Genomic DNA, 20,920 nt, shown 5'->3' with positions numbered 1-20,920 from the left:
TCGCTGGCCCCGTGAGAATACCGCGCACCCATTCACAAGATTCGCAAGATCATCGGTCAGCTTACGCAAAAATAGGCAAGTGCAACGTATTTCGTAGGCCTCACCCGATGCGTAGCGTGCGAATGAACAGCAGGCCAGGCATCACAACGGAGGATTGATGAAGACACATCTCGTACGCACGCACCGGTCCGCGGAGGAGTTCCCCAAGCCCGAGCACCTGGCCTGGCAGATCGCCGAGGTCGCCACCGACGCGGTCGAGGTCCCCGCCGCCACCTCCGAGATGATCGTCAACCGGATCATCGACAACGCGGCAGTGGCGGCGGCCTCTCTCGCCCGCCGCCCGGTGGCCAACGCCCGCGCCCAGGCGCGGTCGCATCCGTACGGTCCCGGATCGACGGTGTTCGGGATCGGCGGCACCTTCTCCCCCGAGTGGGCCGCGTGGGCCAACGGCGTCGCGGTCCGCGAGCTCGACTTCCACGACACCTTCCTGGCCGCCGAGTACTCGCATCCAGGAGACAACATCCCGCCGATCCTCGCCGTCGCCCAGCACACGGGTCGTAGCGGCGCCGATCTGGTCCGCGGGCTGGCCACGGGCTACGAGATCCAGGTGGACCTGGTGCGCGCGATCTGCCTGCACGAGCACAAGATCGACCACGTCGCGCATCTCGGCCCCTCCGCCGCCGCGGGCATCGGCACCCTGCTGGGCCTGGACACCGAGACGGTGTACCAGGCCGTCGGCCAGGCGCTGCACACCACCACCGCGACGCGTCAGTCCCGCAAGGGCGAGATCTCCAGCTGGAAGGCCTACGCACCGGCGTTCGCCGGCAAGATGGCCGTCGAGGCCGTGGACCGCGCGATGCGCGGCGAGAGCGCCCCATCACCGATCTGGGAGGGCGAGGACGGCGTCATCGCCTGGCTGCTCGGCGGACCGAAGGCCGAGTACCAGGTTCCGCTGCCCGGACCGGGCGAGGCCAAGCGCGCGATCCTGGACACCTACACCAAGGAGCACTCGGCGGAGTACCAGAGCCAGGCGCCGATCGACCTGGCCCGCCGGATGCGTGGCCGGATCGGCGATCTGGATCAGATCGCCTCGATCGTCCTGCACACGAGCCACCACACGCATGTGGTGATCGGTACCGGCTCGAACGATCCGCAGAAGTTCGACCCCACCGCGTCCCGGGAGACCCTCGACCACTCGGTGATGTACATCTTCGCCGTCGCCCTGCAGGACGGCACGTGGCATCACGAGCGGTCGTACGCGCCCGAGCGCGCGCAACGTCCGGACACCATCGAGCTGTGGAAGAAGATCTCCACGGCCGAGGACCCGGAGTGGACCCGCCGCTACCACTCGACCGACCCGGACGAGAAGGCCTTCGGCGCCCGCGCCGAGGTGACACTGAAGAGCGGCGAGGTGATCGTCGACGAGCTCGCGATCGCCGACGCACATCCGTTGGGCGCGCACCCGTTCGCGCGGGACCAGTACATCGCCAAATTCCACACGCTCGCCGTGGGCGTCGTCGCCCCAGACGAGCAGGACCGCTTCCTGGACGCCGCGCAGCGCACCCCCGACCTGAAGTCCGGCGAGCTGAACCAGCTCACGTTCACCGTCGCCGAGGACGTGCTCGCCCACGCACCGACGTCGCCGAAGGGGCTGTTCTGATGTCGGGCCTCATCGCTGCCGCGACCTCCGCCTCCGACAAGCGGATCGCGTTTCGGCGCGGGCTCACGTCGGGTTCGATCCAGCGCCTGCCCGGGGCGTTCAATCCCCTGGTGGCCAAGCTGATCCAGGAGATAGGCTTCGAGGGCGTCTACGTATCAGGTGCCGTCGTCTCCGCCGACCTCGCGCTGCCCGACATCGGACTGACCACATTGACCGAGGTGGCCGAGCGGGGCAGGCAGATCGCCCGCGTCACCGACCTGCCCGTGCTGATCGACGCGGACACCGGATTCGGCGAGCCGATGAGTGCGGCCCGCACGGTCACCCTGCTCGAGGACGCGGGGATCGCGGGCTGCCACCTCGAGGACCAGGTCAACCCGAAGCGGTGCGGACACCTCGACGGCAAGGCCGTGGTGCCGACCGCCGAGATGGTGCGGCGCCTGCGGGCCGCGGTATCGGCGCGGCGTGATCCGACCTTTGTGATCTGCGCGCGCACTGATGCCGCCGGCATCAGTGACACGACCGCGTCCGGCAAAGGCGGAATCTACGACGCGATCGAGCGGGCCAAGGCCTACGCGGACGCGGGCGCCGACCTGATCTTCACCGAGGCCCTGCACACCGAGGCCGAGTTCGAGAAGTTCCGCGCGGCCGTGGAGATCCCGTTGCTGGCGAACATGACCGAGTTCGGCAAGTCCGAACTCATCCCGGCGAAGACGCTCGAGGAGATCGGCTACAACGCGGTGATCTACCCGGTCACCACGCTGCGGCTGGCGATGTTCGCGGCCGAGCAGGGCCTTCGCGAGATCCACGCCGAGGGAACCCAATCCGGGCTGCTCGACAGGATGCAACACCGGAGCCGTCTCTACGAACTGCTCGAGTACGAGCGCTACAACGAATTCGACAGCGGCATCTTCAACTTCCGCATTGAGGAGAGTGGCTCATGACCGAGGCGATCCCGACCATCTACAAGGGCCTCGCGGGCGTCGTCGTCGACACCACCGCGATCTCCAAGGTGGTCCCCGAGACCAACTCGCTGACCTACCGCGGGTACGCGGTGCAGGACCTCGCGGCGCACTGCAGTTTCGAGGAGGTCGCGTACCTGCTCTGGCACGGAGAACTCCCCACGCCCGCGCAGCTGGAGCTGATGTGCCAGCGCGAACGAGCGGCGCGCCGGGTCGACCGCTCGCTACTGTCGCTGCTGTCGAAGATGCCCGACAACTGTCACCCCATGGACGTCGTGCGCACCGCGATCAGCTACCTCGGCGCGGAAGACCCTGCGGAGGAGGACAACTCGCCCGAGGAGAACCTCGCGAAGGCACTGCGGATGACGGCGGTGCTCCCGACGATCGTCGCGGCCGACTTCCGGCGCAGGCGCGGGCTCGATCCGATCGCACCGCACTCACACCGGGGTTTCGCGGAGAACTTCCTCAACATGTGCTTCGGCGCCGTCCCCGACCCGGCGATCGTGCGGGCCTTCGAGGTGTCGCTGATCCTGTACGCGGAGCACAGCTTCAACGCCTCGACCTTCGCCGCGCGGGTGGTCACCTCGACGCTCTCGGACATCTACAGCGCGGTGACCGCCGCGATCGGCGCCCTCAAGGGCCCGCTGCACGGCGGCGCCAACGAGGCCGTCATGCACGACATGCTCGAGATCGCCACCCCCGACCGCGCCGAGGAGTGGATGCTCGCCAAGCTCGCCGCCAAGGAGAAGGTGATGGGCTTCGGGCACCGGGTCTACAAGAACGGCGATTCACGGGTGCCGACGATGAGATCCGCGCTGGCCGATGTCGCCGCTCAGACCGGCGGCGAGAACTGGGTGCAGATATACGAGATCCTCGAGAAGACGATGGTCGGCGCGACGGGCATCAAGCCGAACCTCGACTTCCCGACCGGGCCCGCGTACTACCTGATGGGTTTCGACGTGGAGATGTTCACGCCGATCTTCGTGATGAGCCGGATCACCGGGTGGACCGCGCACATCATCGAGCAGAGCGGCTCCAACGCACTGATCCGTCCGCTGAGTCAGTACTCGGGGGTGCCGCAGCGCACGGTCGTCGCCTGAGTCCGGGGTCAGCAGGCTCGCAGGGCACCGCGCAACGCCTCGGCGGACGCCCTGTCGATGGGCAACCTGTACTGCCGTAGCACCGAGGTGTAGCGATGCGCGTAGTCGCAGCGGAAGGCCTCGTTCGGCGGCATCCAGCTGGCGGGGGTGTGCGAGGCCTTGGCGAAGTTGGCCTCGCCCGACACCGCGATGAGGTTCGCGGGGTCGTTCGCGAACCTCGCCCGCAGTTCCGGGGTCCAGGTGCTCGCGCCCATGTCCCAGGCGAGGGCCAGCGAGACGATGTGGTCGATCTGGACCGCGTTGCTGGTGTCCTGCCCGTGTTGGAACGCGATGACGGCGCCGCTGTACAGGTCGTGCAGGGTGCCGCTCCGGACCCCCCACGGACAGCGCCATATGTCGAAGTTCACCCGGTCCACCAGGTCCCGCTCGGTAGGCCGCGGTCAAAGGGTTGCCGACATTGCCAGTGAACAGCCTGCCGGTTCGCGAGGCTGATCACTGACCGCGACAGCGACGGTGTGGTGCAGATCTGGTTCCAAGGCATGAATCCTGATCTCGACGACCAGGCGCCTGCCCATGTACTTAGACATGGTGACCCCGTAGTGGACTTGCCACGAGTACTGGCTGCAGCCCGGGAGTTTGTGGCGTCAGCCCACCCAGAACCGCCTGACCGGCGCCGTCTTTAGCCGCCGGGCCTTGCAAGTCGGTCCCCTTACTCCTGGCTGGGCCAGATGCCCCTCCGCGAGCTGCGGTGGATTCACCTCGGTAGCCGTGGGCTCCAGTGTTTCGGTCATCACCGATCTCGCCGCCAGGCTCATGCCGGCATGTCACACCAAAACCGGATCCACCGTTATCCCGATAGTTCCGTCGCGACTGGTCTGCGTCGAGTGTCATCGATGGGTCGCAGGATCCGTCGCGATCGCGGGCGGCGATATCCTGGGGGCACATCATTCAGAAGTGAGTGCAGTTGAACATTCAAGGGTTGTGCTCTCCGGGTGCTGTGTTCGAGACCTACGTGGCGACGGAGTGAGCGGGGCACTCCGATGGCCGACCGTGATCCGCTCGAAACTCAGCGTGCCGTGGCCCCAACGGTCACGGCAGAGCTGAGCGCGTCCGCTCTCATCGCTCGATTCGGAGATCGAAAATCAACCAGTGGGCAGGATAGTGCCGCACACCGACAAGAAGACTCACCCCGAACTCGGCATCGACAGGACGGAGCACCTTCCCTATCGAGCTAGCCGTGACTAGCGAACTGCCGGTCGGCAGCCAGCACCTGCGGTTCCTTTTGCTCATGCCCCTGGCTGGGAACCACAACTTGAATCTCGTCCTCCGGACGTTGCCGTGACAGGCCCCTTTACGCACCAAGCGGCCCATTGCTGTCCGCGCCGCAACCACGGGAGACTTCGTTGGAAGCTCGATCTCGGTGAGAGCCTTGGTCAACACGTCTGCAGCGCCCCATCCGCAGTATCTGGAGTTCGTCCAGATCTGTGTGATAAGGGCCATCCTTAAATGTGACTACCGACTGGTCGGCCTATCCAATCCGCTTGCAGCCCTGAATGAACCGCCATTGGCGAACACCCCTCCACCCCATCCAGTCCATTCCAGGGCTCATCCATGGCTCCGCGTCCAGCGCGTTCAAGGGTCTTCACCCGAAATGCCCGTTTGGGTTCACCCATGAGCACGCGTCGACGATCCCGACGCTGGACCGCCCTACTACCCGAGGGAACCAGTCTCCCCTATGCCGTCCCCGTCCAAGAGGCCGGTGTAGGTGATCGGGTTCACCAGGTGGCGCGTGTGCATAGTTCGCCTATCTGGGTGACCACGCTATCGGTGTGCGGGTCGAGCCAGACGGGTGTTCCGTCGATCTGCCGCGGCCTCAGCAGATGGCGACCACGCGAGGGCCACTGGACGAAGTCGTAACCGGCCAACTCAGTCTGGGCCGTATCCGCGACCCACACCGCTGCCTCGCAGAAGGAAGCATCTATCGACAGGCCATGGCACAAGCCGAACCCGCTGATGCCAGCCGTTCCATTCCAGCCGATCGTGACCGCGTACTCGGCGCCGACGGACAGTTCCCACACCAGCCGATCAGGCCGGACGTCACGTCCGTAGCGCAGACAACGTAGGTCTCGGGCGACCGCCACGACAGCATCCACCCACGCGCCGGGCGGGTCGAGTCGCATCCCTAGGCTCTCGCAGTAGTCGGGCTTGTCAACGACCACTGCGAAGCGCCACACCAGGCGATCCTCGCTCCCGAAATCGAAGTTCGACATGACCACCACTGTGGCAGGTCGGACATCCGGCTGCCGAAGGGAACGGCGACCGTCGCGGTTCACGTCCAACGACGCCATCCGACGAAATGCAGGCGAACTTCGCTGTATGTCGAAAGGTCTCATCGCCCCAACGACGATGCACGGCGCATCGGTCGCTACCGTGCACAGGTGGCCGATCGATTTCAGTTGGTGCCTGCGGTGTATGTGCTGTTCCGGCGGCATTGCGGTGAACGTGAGCAGGTGCTGCTTCAGTTACGGGACGGCACCGGTTACCTGGACGGCCATTGGGCGCACGCCGCTGCGGGACACATCGAGCTAGGCGAGTCCGTCGTCGAAGCCGCAGTTCGCGAGGTTGCCGAGGAGCTCGGAATCGCTGTTGATCCTGCCGACCTCGTGCCGCTGACCACTCTGCATCGCCAGCAGAGCCCCGGCACCGACTACAAGGACCATCGCGTGGACTTCTTCCTTGAGTGCCGCAGCTGGTCACACGAGCCGCAGTTGATGGAGCCAGACAAGGCTGCAGCCCTGCAATGGTGGCACCTGGACGAACTCCCGACGCCAATGGTCCCGCACGAAGCATTCGTACTCGAAGCGCTCCACGGCGACCGGCTTGCACCGATTCACTCCATCGGCTTCTGAACCGGGAGTCCGATTGACGGCACTGGACGTCGAGAGGCCCGGTGGGCGAGCGGTGCCTAACCGAGAACCGAGCCTGCCCTCCACGCCAAACCGCTCATCACTGGACTCAGAAGACTGACCGGCGGCCGAGTCCTGTTGACGTCCGTCGGCCAGGGCGTGCGACCGGACTCGGCTCGGGATCGGCTCTGTACCCCTTACCTCAGTCTGCCTCAGAAGATTGGAACTCATCCAGATTTGTGTGATCTGGAGCATCCCTCAAGTGTGATTACCGACTGGTCAACCTATCCAATCCGTATGTAGCCCAGCACGACCCGCCATTGGTGAACACCCCTGAAAGGCGGTGGCGGACTGCCGCTTGGAGATGTTCCCGGCGCGATCGGTTCGGACGAAGAAGAAGGGCACCCCGCGATGGCGGTGCCGCTGCAGCGTGGACAGCCGGTGACAGATGGTCTCGAAGCCGACCTCGAACTTCAGGCTCAGCAGGTCGATTTCGTAGCGCAGCGATTCGGCCGAGTCCAGGAACTGGCTGTACGGCAGGATCAGCGCGCCTGCGAAGTAGTGCGCCAATCCGATCGGCGCCAGCGCGGCGGATTGAAGTACCGCTTCGGCTACGACGATTCGCTCGACGTCGACGGCGCCGTCTTCGGTCTCCACGTCCGCGGGCACGATGCCGTAGACGTAGGTGCCGGTGGGGTGCGGCTCCGCAGGCGCATCGGCGGCCTTGTTGGACGTGGACATCACGTGTCCTCTCGGCTGGATTTACGCGCACTCGCTCGCCTTCAGGTTCCTCGTCTCCGCCACCGAGGAGGTCGCCGAGTTTGTCGCCGGCGTCCTCGAGCGCGCCCCTGGTTTTCGACCTGGCACCGCCTTCGGTCACGGACCCCACCAGATCCGTCAGGCCCTTGGGCTCGCTGCCGATCTCGAGCCGGTTTACCGCCTCCGCGAATCGCAGATACGTGTCGACACTGGCGACGACGACGCGGGCGTCGATCGTCAGCAGTTCGATGCCGACCAGCGAGACCCGCACGTACGCGTCGATGATCATGCCTTTGTCGAGGATGGTGTCGATGACGTCGGCGAGGCTGCTCGAACTGGGCCCACCGGTGGTCATCGTGAGGCTCCTTGCTTTGACCCGGCGGACTGCACGGCCGCGGTCTTGCGTGGGCGGCCTCGGCGTTTCGGCGGCGGCTCGTCCTCCTCCTCCTCCTCCTCCTCAGCGGCGCCCTCGTCCTCCTCGACTGCGTCCTCGTCCTCGGCTTCCTCGCCCGTGTCCATTTCGTATTCGTCCTGCTCTGGCTCGACCACCTCGCCGTACCGGATTTCCCCGGGCCAGCCCTCGACGTCGTCGGGATGTAGGACAGTGCTTGTCATGACATGGCGTTGGAAGTTCTTCAGCTCCAAGCGCATCCGCCGACCCTGGGCTCGCCAGATGTTTCCGGTCTTTTCGAAGAAGCCCTGCGGGTGAAACTCGAGCACGACGAGGACGCGGGTGAGGATCGATCTTGTCTGCCGATGGCGCCTCGTCCCGGTGGGCGCGATGCGTAGGGCGGTGCGCAGTCCCACCCGTCGCCCGGTGTTTACGTCAGCGGGCACCGGGAACGATGGGCGGAATTTCAGTTCGGAGGCCGTTTCCGGCGCATCATCGGAGGTCGCACGCAGGAATCGGTCGGGCAGGGCGAGTTTGTGGATGGTCCGCAGCGTCAGAAGGTATTGCCGTGCCAGCGACCCGGTGGTGTACGGCAGGTCGTACTTTTCGCACAAGGCGCGCACCTTGGCGGAGATCCCCGCATAGCGGTTGCTGGGGAGGTCGGGAAACAGGTGATGTTCGATCTGGTAGCAGAGGTTGCCGCTCAGGAACGCCAACACCGGGCCGGCGTGGAAGTTCGCGGCGCCGAGCATCTGACGCAGATACCATTCCGCCCGGCTCTCGTCCTCGAGTTCCGTGAGGGTGAATTTCTCGGCTCCGTCGGGAAAGTGCCCGCAGAAGATCACCACGTACGCCCACACGTTCCGCAGCAGGTTAGCGGTCAGGTTTGCCGTGAGGGTTCTTCGCCAGCGGCGTCCGCTGAGGGCGGGGATGAGCAGGTAGTCCTTTCCCGTCTGTCGGGCGATCTTCCCAATCAATTTTCTGCGATGCGCCGATTTCTCGGCGTCTGTGTCGGCGCGGGCCTGTTCGGAATACAGGTCGTGCAGGGCGATGCCCCATTCGAATGTCACCGCCAACAACAGGTTTCGTACCGGTTGCAACAGATTGTCGAGCCTCCATGGCTGGTCGCGGGTGATCCTGATGACGCCGTAGCCGAGGTCATCGTCCATCCCGACAACGTTGCTGAACACGTGGTGGCGGTAGTTGTGGGAGTAACGCCAGTGCGACGACAGCCCGACCATGTCCCATTCCCAGGTGCTGGAGTGGATTTCCGGGTCGTTCATCCAGTCCCACTGCCCGTGACAGACGTTGTGGCCGATCTCCATGTTCTCCACACTCTTGGCCACACCGAGCGCCGTCGCCCCGAGAATCCACCCTGCCGGCGACCTACTACCGTGGATCACCAACCGGGCCGCCGTATCGAGCAGCCGTTGGAAGGCAATGGTGCGGCGGATATATCTGGCGTCCTTCTCGCCGAGCGACTCAGTGACGTCTTGCCGGAGACTGTCAAGTTCGGAGCGCAGCGCCTCGACGTCGTCAGCGGTGAGGTGCGCATATTCCTTGATGTCGGAGATCGCCATGCGTCTGCTCCACACTCCGGATCTTCACCCCCACCGCGAAACATCGCGGCGCGGGCGGGACCGGTGGATACAACTCGGACTACGGGTCAGTAGTAGTGGCGTCGGCCCGCCACAGCGTGGCCGGTCATGCCCATGATCTCGAGCGCCACGCCGATGACGATAAGGGCGACCCCGATGTACAACAGGACGGGAATGCTGGCAACCGCGCCGATGATGGCGAGGATGATACCGAGAATGAACATGACGTCGACCTAATTTCGGGAGAGAGACTGGGGATGGGATATCGAACGGCGTGAGCGCGGGTCAGTGTTTGAAGGCGTGCTTGATCTTCTGTCCCGCTTGCTTGAGCTTGTCTCCGGTTTGCTTAGCGTTGCCCTTTGCCTGGTCTGCGCGCCCCTCTGCCTCCATGCGTTCGTTTCCGAGAGCCTTACCGACCGTCTTCTTGGCTGCACCCTCTGCGGTTTCAGCCTTGTGCCGAAGCTTCTTCCCGATGCTCATGGCGGTACTTCTTCTCTGTTGGGTGATCGGCCCGCGGGCGGGGCCGAGGGTTGTTCGCATCTGTGCGGCGACAGTGTGCGAAGTCGTGGCGGCCCCCATCGGGTGGTTCATCCCGAGGGGCCGCAGGTCGATTGCTTCCATTGGAGGGCCCTCAAACTTCGGGTTTCCCGCCTGACGCCTGGACCAAACCCGTCTCATCGACGGTGTGGTTTCAACACACCAACGGCCCGGTCTTCCGAGGCCCGCGCCCGTGTGGTGGGCGAGTTCCGCAGCCTGCTATTCGCCGCCAGCGAAACTACCGATGATCACGCTCGCTAGCGCAACACCTTTACGACGCAGGTGAACGCCCGGGCCGGATCTCGGCCGGGTTGAAAGTCGCCGAATAACCTCTTTTCATGCACCTGAACCAACAACCCAGAAGTGGTCCACCAGGCAGTTCATTGCGGCGGCGAATGGGCATGATCCCGACATTGCTGTGCCATTCTTCCGCTGGGTATCCCCATCGTGAGGCTTGCCCGCCGCCTCTGCACCCTTGCCGGGACGGTCATGCACCGCTCCTGAACAACGTCCCCTCTGCACTCTGAACTGCTGCTTCGTCAACGAAGCGAAGCTAGCCCGTTTCGGCGGTTTGCACTCGGCTGCCTGCGGGCATAGCGGTAGCAGGACGTATTGACGAGATCCGGCTGAGCGCCCGTCTCACACAACAATCGGGAGATGTCATGGTGAAAACGTTGTTCTTCGCATCGGGGGCGGCCGTTGGCTTCGTTCTGGGAACCCGGGCTGGCAGGCAAACCTACGAGAAGATGAGGGATCAGTCCGTCGAACTTTGGCACAACCCCGCCGTGAAGGAGAAGGTGAGCGACGCAACAGAGACCGTGAAGGATAAGGCCCCGAAGCTGCAGCAGAAGGTCGGTGCCCTGGCGAAGAAGGCTACCCACCACGGCGCTGACGGCGCTGACACGAGCGCGATCACCGCCTCCACCGCCGGCGCGCCGCTGGAAGAAGCTACGACCCCGACTCCGGCGGCGGAACCGACCGTTTCACCGCCGATGGGCGGCAAGCGCACCCCCTGAGCAGCCATACGGCGCGGCATGGTGTGGGGGCCCGTCCACGCGGACCGCGCGATCCGCAGTTGACTTGGGTATCCGCAAGGGCGGCCGAAAAGGCCAGTCGTCCCGGAGGGGCAAACGAGGAGGTTCGGTGATGTCACGGTCTCGGCTCGCGAGTGCTCTCCCTGTCCAGAAGGCTGCACTCGTGTTCGCGTTGGTGTTCGTGACTGTCAGGCTGCTCGGTTTTGTGCCGAGCGTGACGACCGACACGCACCGCTCGGCGCGCAAGCAACCGAATACCTCACAACGGTCCAGTTCGAAAAGAGGGGCTGCGACATGTAGTGGTGGCGGGTCCGGCTGCCCCTCACGGACGTTCGCGACGAGATCGTGACCAGAGGCCTGCCGCTCGCCGAACATTTCAGCCGACCGGGCGTATGGCGTCCTTTGCCCCAACCGACCACCGAATCCGGAGGGGTAAACCCAGCCGCGCCGCGGATGGAGCAACGGGAGGTCACCGTCGTCGGCGTTTGCGCTCGCATCTGATGGGGCATACCTGCGTCATGCGCAATCTGTGGACAGGATGGTCATCGGCGCCGCTACGGGAGCCGCCATCGGTGCGATCGTCGACGGAAGCAGGCGGGCGGGACTCGTTGCAGTCAAGGCCGGCCACACTGTCACCCAGGCTGTCAAGGAGCACGTCCCCGAGGCCAGAGAACGGCTGCAGAAGATTGACCTGCCCGGCAAGGCACACGAGATTCTCGACCGCGCTGCCGAGTCGCAGGCCGCTGAAGCAACGCAGCACGCGGCCCAGAACCTGGCGGACTCTGCGAAACACGCCGCCGGGACGGCTTCGAGCCACTTGTATCACCACGATGCCGCCGACGAGCAATGACATCGAATCCCGCCGAGCACCGTTAGACATCGCCGGGATTGGGTATCCAGGCCCTGGCCGCGTTGCACGCGGCTCACTGTCCGCGAACCCGCGGCAAGATCAGCGAGTGCAAAGGAGACACAATGGGCGCCGTCGACAAGGCGAAGAACAAGGCCGAAGAGGTAGCAGGAAAGGCCAAGGAGAAGGTCGGAGAGGCCACCGGAGACAAGGACACTGAGGCCGAGGGCCGCAAGGACCAAGCCAAAGGCAACCTCAAGCAGGCCGGCGAGAAGGTCAAGGACGCCTTCAAGGACTGACCCGACCCAATGTTGACGCCCGCTCGTGGGCCGACGAGCGGGCGGGGGCACGGGGTGCCAGCCGCCATGAACGCAAGGTCATTGTCGTGCGCTGCTGGCGAATTGGCTGATCCCAAGGCGTGCATCAATGGACCTTTTTGCCAATTGTCCCCGGGCGCGCGCTGCTGCTCGTCGCCACCGAAATCGCCGGATGGATCTAGCCCACCGTCCTGAATCAAGCCGAGAGAGTTCAATCAACGGGACCAGGAGCGTTCAAGTGAACGACAAAACTGGAAGGCAAGAAGAGCCACAGTCCGAGCGAGGCGAACCAGGCTCGCGTGGCATGCCCTCGCCAGGCGCGTCCGAAGGCGCTGGGCGACGATCTGGCGCGATCGAGGACCACGATCTGCCGTCCACCGATCCAGATCAACCAGACGCGCCCGAACCCCTGTACACCACCGAGATTGGCGACGCGGATCCGGTCGTCCCGCCCTATGAGGGCAGAACCGGCCAGTCCGACGCAGGCGGCTCTCAGCGGCACTCGACCGATCCCACAGGCTCTTCCGCCACGCCGAGGAGCTCCGGGGGCGACGCCTGACGACGAAGAACCCCAACATCCAGACTCGACCGATGACACCGAACGGAGTGTCGGTCCGGCCCATCAATCCGGGCGTGTCACGGGTCGAGGATCAATCCTGACCGATCCGGATCCGACGTCCGGTCCACACCGGGAGGATCGCCGCCGTGAGCGATAGCGTCACTGACTCCGCCGCGGAACGGGTAGCGCAGAATAGTGTCTTCGAGCGGTTCGCCCGCGCGGGATACGTCACCAGCGGCCTCGTCCACCTCATCATCGGCTACATCGCCATCCGGCTCGCCCTCGGCGGGGGCGGCGCGGCCGACCAGTCCGGTGCGCTGGCCGAGTTGGCGAGCAAGCCGGGCGGTGTGCTCGCGCTGTGGGTAGCCACCGTCGCGTTCGCGGCGATGGCGCTCTGGCGTCTTGCCGAAACGATATTCGGACGTTCGACCGATCCGAAAGACCAAGACCCCATGTCCGAGGTCTTTGACCGCGGCAAAGCCCTCGCCCTGGCGGTCGTCTACCTCGCATTCGCCTACTCCACCTTGGAATTCACGCGCGGGCGCGGAAAGTCCACCGGGCAACAGGACGCGGGAATCAGTGCGCACATGATGCAATCCGCGGCAGGCACCGTGGCCCTCGTAGCGGCCGGGTTAGTGATCGTGGCGGTCGGCGGATATCACGTCTACAAGGGCGCGAGCCAGAACTTCCTCGAGGACCTCCACGGCGCGCCCAGCAATGTCGTGAGAACACTGGGGATCGCCGGCTACGTCGCGAAGGGACTCGTTCTCGCCGAGGTGGGGGTGCTCGTCGTCGTGGCCGCGATCGTGTCGGATCCGAACCGGGCGACCGGACTCGACGGCGCGCTGAAATCGCTTCTGAGCCAACCCTTCGGGCCCGTGCTCGTCGTCGTTGCGGGTCTCGGGCTCATCACCTACGGCCTGTATAGCTTCGCCATGGCCCGGTACACCAAGATGTGACCACCAACCAAGGTGCCCGCGGGGCCAGGCGAACCTCGCCGACCGTGGAGTGACGGCCGTTCATGATCGGGATGGCAGCGCGATCCCCCGAGGTGAGGTCATACAGCGCGTAGCGCCCCGATGGCGCCCGACCGTGGCCGCCGACCAGGGAAGTATGCCGCCTAGGACTTCTCCAGGTACTCGATCTTCTCGGCGTCGATCGCGGCGGTCACCATCGAGGCCAAGCCAGGATGCCGGGCCAGGTCCGGATCGGCGTCGATCACCGCGCGCGAGAACTCGCGCGCGGCGACGATCACGTCCTCGTGGTCGAGCAGCGAGAGCAACCGGAGGGTGGTGGTGCTGCCGGATTGCGCGGCGCCGAGCACGTCGCCCTCGCGCCGCTGGGCGAGGTCGAGCTGGGCGAGCTCGAAGCCGTCGTTCGTGCCCGCCACCGCGGTCAGTCGTTCGAACGGCGGTGAGCCGGGCTTGGTGTCCGTGATGAGCAGGCACAGTCCCTGGTGGGCGCCACGACCCACCCGGCCGCGGAGCTGGTGGAGCTGACTGACGCCGAACCGGTCCGCATCCTTGAGCACCATCACGGTCGCGTTCGGCACGTCCACGCCGACCTCGACCACGGTGGTGCACACCAGCACGTCGATCAGTCCCGCGGTGAAATCGCGCATCACCGCGTCCTTCTCGTCCGCGGGCAACCGGCCGTGCAGCAAGCCGACCCGCAGATCGGACAGCGGACCGAACCGCAGCTCCTCGAACAGCGCCAGCGCCGCCGTCGTGGGCTGCTCCTTCGCGTCGGGGGCGTCGTCGCCCTCGCCGATCCGCGAGCACACCACATAGGCCTGCCTGCCGTCGGCGACCTCCTCGCGGATCCGTTCCCAGGCGCGGTCCACCCACGCAGGCTGGGTCAGAGCGGGCACGACCTTGCTGACGATGGGCGACCGCCCGCTGGGCAGCTGCCGCAGCGTCGAGGTCTCGAGGTCGCCGAGCACGGTCATCGCGATGGTCCGGGGAATGGGCGTCGCCGTCATCACCAGCAGGTGCGGGCTGAGCCCCTCGCGTGCCCGGCCCCGCAACTCGTCGCGCTGCTCGACGCCGAACCGATGCTGTTCGTCCACCACCACCATGCCGAGGTTGAAGAACTCGACGCCGTCCTGGATGAGGGCGTGGGTGCCGATGACGATCCCGGCATCGCCCGTCACCGCCTCCAGCAACGCGGCGCGGCGGGCCGCGACCGACATCGACCCGGTCAACAGGGCCACCCGCGTGGCCAGCTCGTCGGCGCCGAGTTCGCCTGCCATGGCGAGGTTTCCGAGCATCTGCCGCAGCGACCGGGCGTGCTGCGCGGCGAGCACCTCCGTCGGCGCCAGCAGCGCGCACTGGTAGCCGGCATCGATCACCTGCAGCATGGCGCGCAACGCGACGACGGTCTTACCTGAGCCGACCTCACCCTGCAGCAACCGGTTCATCGGGTGTGCCCGGCCGAGGTCGGCGGAGATCTCCTCGGCGACCGCGTGCTGCCCCTCGGTCAGGGTGAACGGCAGCCGCGTCTCGAACGCGGCGGCGACACCGTCGGGCTTCGGCGGGCAGGCGGGCGCCACCCGTCCCGCCACCTCGTGGCTGCGCTGCGCCAGCACCAACTGCAGGGCGACCGCCTCGTCGAACCGGAGGCGCTCGCGGGCGAGATCCACCTCGTCCTTCGTCTCCGGCAGGTGCACCGATCGCAGCGCCTCGTCGAGACCGATCAGCCCGTGCTCACGCCGAATCTCCTCGGGCAGCGGGTCCTGCACCTCGTCGAGCTGGTCGAGCACCTGACGGATGCACCGGAGCAGCGTCCAGCTCTCGACCTCGCGGGTCGCCGGGTACAGCGGGATGAGGTTCCGTTCGAAGATCGACATGTCGACCCCAGCGCCCGGATCCTGCGCGCTGCGCGCCATCCCAGCCAGGGCACCACCACCGCGCACCTTGCCCGCGGCCACCACCGAACCGTCGTCCTCGTCACGGTTCGGCAGGATGAGATAGCTGGGATGGGTGAGCCCCAGCTTGCCCCTGAAGTACTTCACGTTCCCCGAGAACATCGCGCGCACACCGGGTTTGATGGAGTGCGCCACCTTTTGCGGGTTGAAGAAGGTGGCGTCGACGCTCTGCTTGTCGGACGTCAGCACCACCTTGAGCATCTTCCCGCTGCGCGACTTCATCGAGATGATCGCGGCCGAGGTCACCGTCGCCAGGATCGTCAGGTGCGTGCCCTCGGGCGGCTCCTTCTCGCCGAGCTCGGCGCCCTGCGTCGCGTACCGGTGTGGGTAGTGCCGCAGCAGGTCCTGCACGGTCTCGATCCCGAACGCCTCCGCGAGCGGCTCCGCGACCTTGCGGCCCAGCAGGTGATCGATCCGATCGGTCAGAGTTGCCATCACACCGCCTATTCGACGCCGAGCTGCAGCAGATCCCCGGCCTGCCCGCCCTCGTAGACCAACACCTCGACGCCCGGGTGGCGCGCCGCGACATGCTCCGAGAGGAGGTCGGCGAAGCCCGCGGGAATCTCTGCCCCCAACAACAAAGTCAACAGTTCGCCGCCGACCCCGAGAACCTGGTCGATCAGGCGCCTGCCCGCCTCGGCCGGATCGGGCGCGATCACCACGACCTCGCGTCCGATCAGCCCGAGTCCGTCGCCGGCCTCGCACGTACCCATCAGGGTGAGCGCCCGCTCCGTCGCCACGCGCAACGATCCCCAGCGCGTCGTCGCTGCCGCCTCGGACATCGCGAACACATCGTCGACGGCGGCCCGACCCGGGTCGTGCACGGCGAGGGCGGCGAGTCCCTGCACCATCGACGAGCAGGGCAACAGCAGCACCTCGTGGCTCTCGTCGCGGGCGGCGACTCCGATGGTCACCAGCTCCGGCGCCGAGAGCGCGCCGTTCGGGAGCACCAGCACCTCACCGCAATCGAGCGCGCGAATCGCGTCGAGCAGCTGATCGGGGGTGACCGGTTCGTCACAGCGGAGCACCATCGCACCCTCCCCCGCGAAGAGGTCGGCGGCGCCGTCACCCGCGACGATCGCGAGAACCCCGCGGTCGGTCGCGCCTGCACGCCTGCCCACCCGCCCGGCACGCGTCTCGTCGAGGGCAAAGCAGGAGATCCGGATGTCGTGGGTGCGACCCGCCGCGAGCCCGGCCTCGACCGCGGGGCCGGGATCCGAGCAGTGCACGTGCACCGACCAGGAGCCCTCACCGTCACCGACGATGATCACCGAGTCGCCCAGCTCACCGAGCCGGGACCGCAAGGTGTCCACCCTTCGCGAGTCGGACCCGGAGAGCAGGTACATCACCTCGTAGTCCTGCTCGCCCGGCTCGTCCGCGCAGGCGGACGGCGGGACGACCACGCCGGGGGTCGCCAGCGTGACCGGCGCGACCACGATGTCCTGGCGCTCGGGTGTCGCCCCCGTGACCACGCCGACGAGCGCGTCGAGGATGACCAGCAGCCCGAGCCCGCCCGCGTCGACCACGCCCGCCGCGCCGAGAACGGAGAGCTGCGAGGGGGTGCGCGCGAGCGCCTCGGCGGCGGCGTCGGCGGCCTCCGTGGCCACCACCGACAGCGCCGCGTCGTGCGGGCACCCGTCCGCCGCCGCGGCGGCATGCCGGAGCACCGTCACGATCGTGCCCTCGACCGGGATGCTGATCGCCTCGGTCGCCAGCACGGCGGCCTCGTTCAGCGCACCGCGCAGCAGCCGGGCGTCCAGCGGCTCGTCGCCTGCGACCTCGGCGATCCCACGCAGCACCTGGGACAGGATCACACCGGAGTTACCGCGAGCTCCCGCGACCGCACCTCGGGCCAGGGCCGCGGCCACCGCACCCACCGAGGCGGCCGGGCCGACGACCTCGGCGCCTTCGGCAGCCGCGCGCATGGTGAACAGGAGATTCGTGCCGGTGTCCGAGTCCGGGACCGGGAAGACATTGAGGCTGTTGATCTCCTCGCAGCGGGCGACGAGGCCGTCCACGCACCATCGCGACCAACGCAGCAACGCCTCGCCGTCCACGCTGTCCAGGGCAATGAGCAACTCGACTCTTCCTCTCTGCCCTAGTGGGAACTGCTCGGCTCGGCCAGACTATCCTTCTCCACAGACGGTCCGCCCGGCTCCACGTGCGGGACAGGCCGGTTTGGTCAATCAACACGGATACGGTTACTCTTGCAGGGTTGCCTCGCAAGGGTCACTTCGGTGTCCCGTGTTCGTAGGCCAGCACCAAAGAAGATATCCGTACATCAATTCAAGGAGTTCGCGACTATGGCTGCCGTCTGCGACGTATGCGCCAAGGGGCCCGGCTTCGGTAAGTCGGTCTCGCACTCGCACCGGCGTACCAACCGTCGTTGGAACCCGAACATTCAGACTGTCCGGGCCCAGGTTGGACCCGGTACCCGTCAGAAGCTCAACGTGTGCACCTCCTGCCTCAAGGCAGGCAAGGTCGTCCGCGGCTGACGCGTTCCACGCTTTCACGACTGTGCCCCGACACCTCAGGTGTCGGGGCACAGTCGTATCTGCGGCCCCGATATGGTTCATCGGTGACTTCACTCGACGGCCTCAGCCACGTCCGCCTCGAAGGCGACGTACTCCGAATCGCAATCGCCACCGCCGACAACGGCACCTCCCTCGACTTCGACGGGGTGAGCCAGGGCACCACCGCCCTGCAAGCCGTGGCGGCGGGCACCCTCGCCGCGCGCAGCGTCCTGTTGATCGGCGAGGGCGCCAACTTCTGCGCTGGCGGCAACGTCCGGGCCTTCGCCGCCGCCGAGAACCGCGGCGAGTTCGTCGACTACCTCGCGCGCACCCTGCACGACTTCGTCCGCGCGATCGATGCCACCGAGATCCCCGTCGTCGCCGCGGTTCAGGGCTGGGCGGCAGGCGCGGGCATGAGCCTGGTCTGCGCCTCCGACGTCTCCATCGGTGGCCCGTCCACCAAGCTCCGCCCGGCCTACCCCTCGATCGGGTACACCCCCGACGGCGGCATGTCCTGGACGCTGCCGCGGATCGTCGGTATCGCCAAGGCCCGCGAGATCCTGCTCACCGACGCGATCATCGGCGGTGACGAGGCGGTGCGGCTCGGCATCCTGAGCAGGCTGGTCGGCGATGACGAGATCCGCGAAGAGGCACTGCGGGTCGCCCGCACCCTCGCGGCAGGCCCGACCGCCGCATATGCGGGCATCAAGCGCCTGCTCGCCCAGTCGGGTCAGCGTTCGCTGTCCGAGCAGCTGGACGCCGAGACCGCCTCGATCTCGGCGGCGGCCGCAGGCCCGACCGGCCGGGAAGGCGTCGACGCCTTCGTCGAGAAGCGTCGCGCCGACTTCTCCGCAGGCCAGTAGCTCGACCAGCGCTTCCGACAGGTTCACCACGCGCGATAGGAGGCCGGAGGGACTGCTCGCGAGCTGTCCCTCCGGCCCACGTATGCGGTCGGGCCGACTCAAAAGGCCACCCGAGCAACGGGCCCAAGCGTCTACGGGAGTTGGAAAACACCGATCCCAGGACTGACCGGCACCTGAGGCCAGGTGCCGCTCCCGTGCGGGAATACGCGGGCATTGACGTCGGCGATCGAGGCGACCGTGCCGCTACCGGCGACCACTGTCGCGGGGGCGTATCGGCACCACTCGTCCGGCGCGATGGACGCACTGAAGTCAGTGGGCTGTATGGCTCGGAGCACGGTGGTACCGGCCGCACCCGTGGTCAGATTTCGCCAGTTCACCGACACGTCAATACAGTCGAGCGTGGTGATCGAGGTCGTCGTCGGAGGACCGGCCGCAAAGGTGACCACGCCGGGAGCACCCGTCGTGGCCGTCGGCGTCACCGCTGCCAGCTGGTGCGGCACCCAGCATCTGAACCCAACCGTGCTACACGCCGAGACGAACGTCACCGGGACCTGAAACACCGTGGTCGCCGGGGTCGGCATGGGCGGCCCGTCCGCCTGCGCCGCGGCGGGCAAGCCAAGCGGGAACGCCAGACCAGCCGCGGACGCAACGGCCCAGGCGACGAACCGACGACGACTCGCGACATAGCGCATGGCGTGACCCTCCACGACAGAATCCGCCCCGACCTGCTGCAAAGTCAGCGTACTCGCGAGTCCGGACCGCCCCGCCGAACGCTGGTTTGGCCGGCCACGAGATGTGTGCCGACTGGATACGACTTCGTGATGACGTGTCGTGTCGGACCCCCACGCTAGAATTCGAACATGAGTTCGATCGATGACGCCGGGGCTGCGAGGCAGGTGCAGGAACACCTGTCCGCGATCGCCGACGCCGTCGAGGGACTGGGCGACTGCGATTTGACCGGGCTCTCCGACGCCGAGCTGACCGACACCATGCGCTGGTTGGAGAAAACGCTGCGCCGGGCCTCGGCGGTCGGCCACAACCTGATCGTCGAAACGGCCGAACGTTCGCTGCCCGGCAAGCTCGGTCACAAGTCCGTCAACAAGCTGCTCATCGGGGTGCTGCGGATCTCCGCGGCCGACGCCTCCGCTCGGATCACCGCGGCGAAATCGCTCGGTACCTGGCATGCGCTCTCCGGTCAGCCGCTTCCCGTGGACCTGCCCGAAACCGCTGCCGCGCAACGCGACGGAGACATCGGCCCGGACCACGCACGCGCGATACGCGAAGTCATCCGCAAGATCCCCCACACCGTCAGCAGTTCCGACGTCGCAGTCGCGGAGCAGATTCTGGCGGAACTGGCGCGCTCGGCCACGCCCGAGGACGTCGAGAAAGCCGGGCACGAGTTGCTCGCGCACCTGAACCCCGACGGCAACCTCACAGACGACAAGGACCGCAAGCGTCTTCGCGGGATCAGGTTCGGCCGCCAAGACCAGAACCTCATGACCCCGATCTCCGGGCACCTCGACCCCGAGACCCGAGCATTGCTCGACCCGATCTTGGCGAAGTGGGCATGAACAATCCCGACGACCCCGAATCACCCACCGGCGCCGCCGAACACCCCAGCGTCGACCGTGACCGGCTTGCCGCCGCCGCGGGCCGCGACACCCGCACCGCCGCGCAACGCAACCACGACGCCGTCAAGGAAGCACTGCGCGCACTCCTCGCATCCGGCGTCCTCGGTTCCCATCGCGGGCTGCCGGTAACCGCGATCATCACCATGACCCTCGATCAGCTCGAACACGCCACGGGTGTCGCCACCACCGCGTCCGGCGGGATCCTCCCCATTCGAGACGCACTGACGATGGCCGAACGCTCGCACCCAGTACTGGTGCTCTTCGACCACAACGGCAGACCACTGCACCTCGGACGTTCGAAACGCCTCGCCACCGCAGAC

Annotated in this window: 18 protein-coding genes and 4 pseudogenes; 13 read left to right on the top strand and 9 right to left on the bottom strand. The window is 66.6% G+C overall.

The genetic code is table 11. The annotated features are described in order from the left end of the window. Positions 1-157: 157 nt before the first annotated feature. From prpD to ABIC28_RS04215, 3 genes are read left to right on the top strand one after another with little or no spacing between them, the layout of a single operon-like run. Positions 158-1,660 (top strand): 2-methylcitrate dehydratase PrpD, encoded by a 1,503-nt coding sequence (gene prpD / locus ABIC28_RS04225; protein WP_354577643.1) that lies wholly within the window; start codon positions 158-160, stop codon positions 1,658-1,660. Next, entirely contained in the window at positions 1,660-2,601 is a 942-nt protein-coding gene (gene prpB / locus ABIC28_RS04220) for a methylisocitrate lyase (RefSeq protein WP_354577641.1), read from the top strand. The genes prpD and prpB overlap by 1 nt, the downstream gene beginning before the upstream one ends. After that, entirely contained in the window at positions 2,598-3,719 is a 1,122-nt protein-coding gene (locus tag ABIC28_RS04215) for a bifunctional 2-methylcitrate synthase/citrate synthase (RefSeq protein WP_354577639.1), read from the top strand. Before prpB ends, ABIC28_RS04215 begins: the two co-directional genes overlap by 4 nt. A gap of 8 nt (positions 3,720-3,727) precedes the next feature. Here ABIC28_RS04215 and ABIC28_RS04210 read toward each other — a convergent pair whose 3' ends face one another. Both ABIC28_RS04210 and ABIC28_RS04205 read right to left on the bottom strand, forming a co-directional pair. Then, positions 3,728-4,126: an HNH endonuclease family protein gene (locus ABIC28_RS04210; RefSeq protein WP_354577637.1), complete on the bottom strand. Its 399-nt coding sequence runs from the start codon at positions 4,124-4,126 to the stop codon at positions 3,728-3,730. Positions 4,127-5,494: 1,368 nt separating this feature from the next. Beyond that, on the bottom strand, positions 5,495-5,989 hold the full coding sequence (locus tag ABIC28_RS04205) for a hypothetical protein (protein ID WP_354577635.1): 495 nt from the start codon (positions 5,987-5,989) through the stop codon (positions 5,495-5,497). A 168-nt stretch (positions 5,990-6,157) separates the two neighbouring features. Between ABIC28_RS04205 and ABIC28_RS04200 the strand changes: the two genes are divergently transcribed. Then, on the top strand, positions 6,158-6,628 hold the full coding sequence (locus ABIC28_RS04200) for an NUDIX hydrolase (protein WP_354577633.1): 471 nt from the start codon (positions 6,158-6,160) through the stop codon (positions 6,626-6,628). A 333-nt stretch (positions 6,629-6,961) separates the two neighbouring features. On the opposite strand, the pseudogene ABIC28_RS04195 reads toward ABIC28_RS04200, so the two are convergent. From ABIC28_RS04195 to ABIC28_RS04175, 5 genes and pseudogenes are all read right to left on the bottom strand, one after another. Beyond that, a pseudogene (locus ABIC28_RS04195) lies at positions 6,962-7,222 on the bottom strand (short-chain fatty acyl-CoA regulator family protein); the annotation flags it as partial. A 118-nt stretch (positions 7,223-7,340) separates the two neighbouring features. After that, positions 7,341-7,739 (bottom strand): annotated as a pseudogene (gene gvpJ / locus ABIC28_RS04190) (gas vesicle protein GvpJ); the annotation flags it as partial. A 428-nt stretch (positions 7,740-8,167) separates the two neighbouring features. After that, a pseudogene (locus ABIC28_RS04185) lies at positions 8,168-9,355 on the bottom strand (fatty acid desaturase family protein); the annotation flags it as partial. 86 nt (positions 9,356-9,441) lie between these two features. Further along, entirely contained in the window at positions 9,442-9,597 is a 156-nt protein-coding gene (locus ABIC28_RS04180) for a DUF6131 family protein (protein WP_097212643.1), read from the bottom strand. A 61-nt stretch (positions 9,598-9,658) separates the two neighbouring features. Then, entirely contained in the window at positions 9,659-9,853 is a 195-nt protein-coding gene (locus ABIC28_RS04175; RefSeq protein WP_097212787.1) for a CsbD family protein, read from the bottom strand. A 719-nt stretch (positions 9,854-10,572) separates the two neighbouring features. On the opposite strand from ABIC28_RS04175, the gene ABIC28_RS04170 reads away from it, so the two are divergent. From ABIC28_RS04170 to ABIC28_RS04155, 4 genes are all read left to right on the top strand, one after another. Then, entirely contained in the window at positions 10,573-10,926 is a 354-nt protein-coding gene (locus ABIC28_RS04170) for a YtxH domain-containing protein (protein WP_354577630.1), read from the top strand. 556 nt (positions 10,927-11,482) lie between these two features. After that, a complete protein-coding gene (locus ABIC28_RS04165; protein ID WP_269588249.1) occupies positions 11,483-11,794 on the top strand; it encodes a hypothetical protein in 312 nt (103 codons plus the stop codon). A gap of 122 nt (positions 11,795-11,916) precedes the next feature. After that, the gene (locus tag ABIC28_RS04160) at positions 11,917-12,090 is read left to right on the top strand and encodes a CsbD family protein (protein WP_097212640.1); all 174 of its coding nucleotides are present in this window, start codon (positions 11,917-11,919) and stop codon (positions 12,088-12,090) included. A 723-nt stretch (positions 12,091-12,813) separates the two neighbouring features. Then, positions 12,814-13,626 (top strand): DUF1206 domain-containing protein, encoded by an 813-nt coding sequence (locus ABIC28_RS04155; protein ID WP_097212639.1) that lies wholly within the window; start codon positions 12,814-12,816, stop codon positions 13,624-13,626. A 161-nt stretch (positions 13,627-13,787) separates the two neighbouring features. Here the strand turns inward: ABIC28_RS04155 and recG are convergent, their stop codons facing one another. Together recG and ABIC28_RS04145 are read right to left on the bottom strand one after the other, a co-directional pair. Next, positions 13,788-16,028, bottom strand: coding sequence for an ATP-dependent DNA helicase RecG (gene recG / locus ABIC28_RS04150; protein ID WP_354577627.1), 2,241 nt, complete (start codon positions 16,026-16,028; stop codon positions 13,788-13,790). 8 nt (positions 16,029-16,036) lie between these two features. Continuing rightward, positions 16,037-17,671: a DAK2 domain-containing protein gene (locus tag ABIC28_RS04145; protein WP_245220879.1), complete on the bottom strand. Its 1,635-nt coding sequence runs from the start codon at positions 17,669-17,671 to the stop codon at positions 16,037-16,039. Positions 17,672-17,896: 225 nt separating this feature from the next. Between ABIC28_RS04145 and rpmB the strand changes: the two genes are divergently transcribed. The 5 genes and pseudogenes from rpmB to ABIC28_RS04120 all read left to right on the top strand — a co-directional run. Further along, positions 17,897-18,088 (top strand): 50S ribosomal protein L28, encoded by a 192-nt coding sequence (rpmB, locus tag ABIC28_RS04140; protein ID WP_072750141.1) that lies wholly within the window; start codon positions 17,897-17,899, stop codon positions 18,086-18,088. Positions 18,089-18,171: 83 nt separating this feature from the next. Then, a complete protein-coding gene (locus ABIC28_RS04135; RefSeq protein WP_097212636.1) occupies positions 18,172-18,969 on the top strand; it encodes an enoyl-CoA hydratase/isomerase family protein in 798 nt (265 codons plus the stop codon). 402 nt (positions 18,970-19,371) lie between these two features. Continuing rightward, complete coding sequence (locus ABIC28_RS04130; RefSeq protein WP_179800613.1) at positions 19,372-19,524, top strand: hypothetical protein; 153 nt, start codon at positions 19,372-19,374, stop codon at positions 19,522-19,524. Between the two features lie 305 nt (positions 19,525-19,829). Further along, on the top strand, positions 19,830-20,540 hold the full coding sequence (locus ABIC28_RS04125; RefSeq protein WP_354577623.1) for a DUF222 domain-containing protein: 711 nt from the start codon (positions 19,830-19,832) through the stop codon (positions 20,538-20,540). Then, positions 20,537-20,887 (top strand): annotated as a pseudogene (locus tag ABIC28_RS04120) (DUF222 domain-containing protein); the annotation flags it as partial. The gene ABIC28_RS04125 and the pseudogene ABIC28_RS04120, both read left to right, overlap by 4 nt. Between the last annotated feature and the right edge of the window lie 33 nt (positions 20,888-20,920).

The organism is Rhodococcus sp. PvR044 (assembly GCF_040548995.1).
GTDB classification, from domain to species: Bacteria; Actinomycetota; Actinomycetes; order Mycobacteriales; family Mycobacteriaceae; genus Rhodococcus_G; species Rhodococcus_G oryzae.
This window is presented reverse-complemented; position numbering and strand designations above follow the sequence as displayed.

Coding starts and splice junctions, on each gene's coding strand:
- ABIC28_RS04170 (WP_354577630.1), top strand. CDS start 10,573: ATGGTGAAAACGTTGTTCTTCGCATCGGGGGCGGCCGTTGGCTTCGTT.
- ABIC28_RS04165 (WP_269588249.1), top strand. CDS start 11,483: ATGGTCATCGGCGCCGCTACGGGAGCCGCCATCGGTGCGATCGTCGAC.
- ABIC28_RS04180 (WP_097212643.1), bottom strand. CDS start 9,597: ATGTTCATTCTCGGTATCATCCTCGCCATCATCGGCGCGGTTGCCAGC.
- prpB (WP_354577641.1), top strand. CDS start 1,660: ATGTCGGGCCTCATCGCTGCCGCGACCTCCGCCTCCGACAAGCGGATC.
- recG (WP_354577627.1), bottom strand. CDS start 16,028: ATGGCAACTCTGACCGATCGGATCGATCACCTGCTGGGCCGCAAGGTC.
- ABIC28_RS04205 (WP_354577635.1), bottom strand. CDS start 5,989: ATGTCGAACTTCGATTTCGGGAGCGAGGATCGCCTGGTGTGGCGCTTC.
- prpD (WP_354577643.1), top strand. CDS start 158: ATGAAGACACATCTCGTACGCACGCACCGGTCCGCGGAGGAGTTCCCC.
- rpmB (WP_072750141.1), top strand. CDS start 17,897: ATGGCTGCCGTCTGCGACGTATGCGCCAAGGGGCCCGGCTTCGGTAAG.
- ABIC28_RS04125 (WP_354577623.1), top strand. CDS start 19,830: ATGAGTTCGATCGATGACGCCGGGGCTGCGAGGCAGGTGCAGGAACAC.
- ABIC28_RS04215 (WP_354577639.1), top strand. CDS start 2,598: ATGACCGAGGCGATCCCGACCATCTACAAGGGCCTCGCGGGCGTCGTC.
- ABIC28_RS04160 (WP_097212640.1), top strand. CDS start 11,917: ATGGGCGCCGTCGACAAGGCGAAGAACAAGGCCGAAGAGGTAGCAGGA.
- ABIC28_RS04175 (WP_097212787.1), bottom strand. CDS start 9,853: ATGAGCATCGGGAAGAAGCTTCGGCACAAGGCTGAAACCGCAGAGGGT.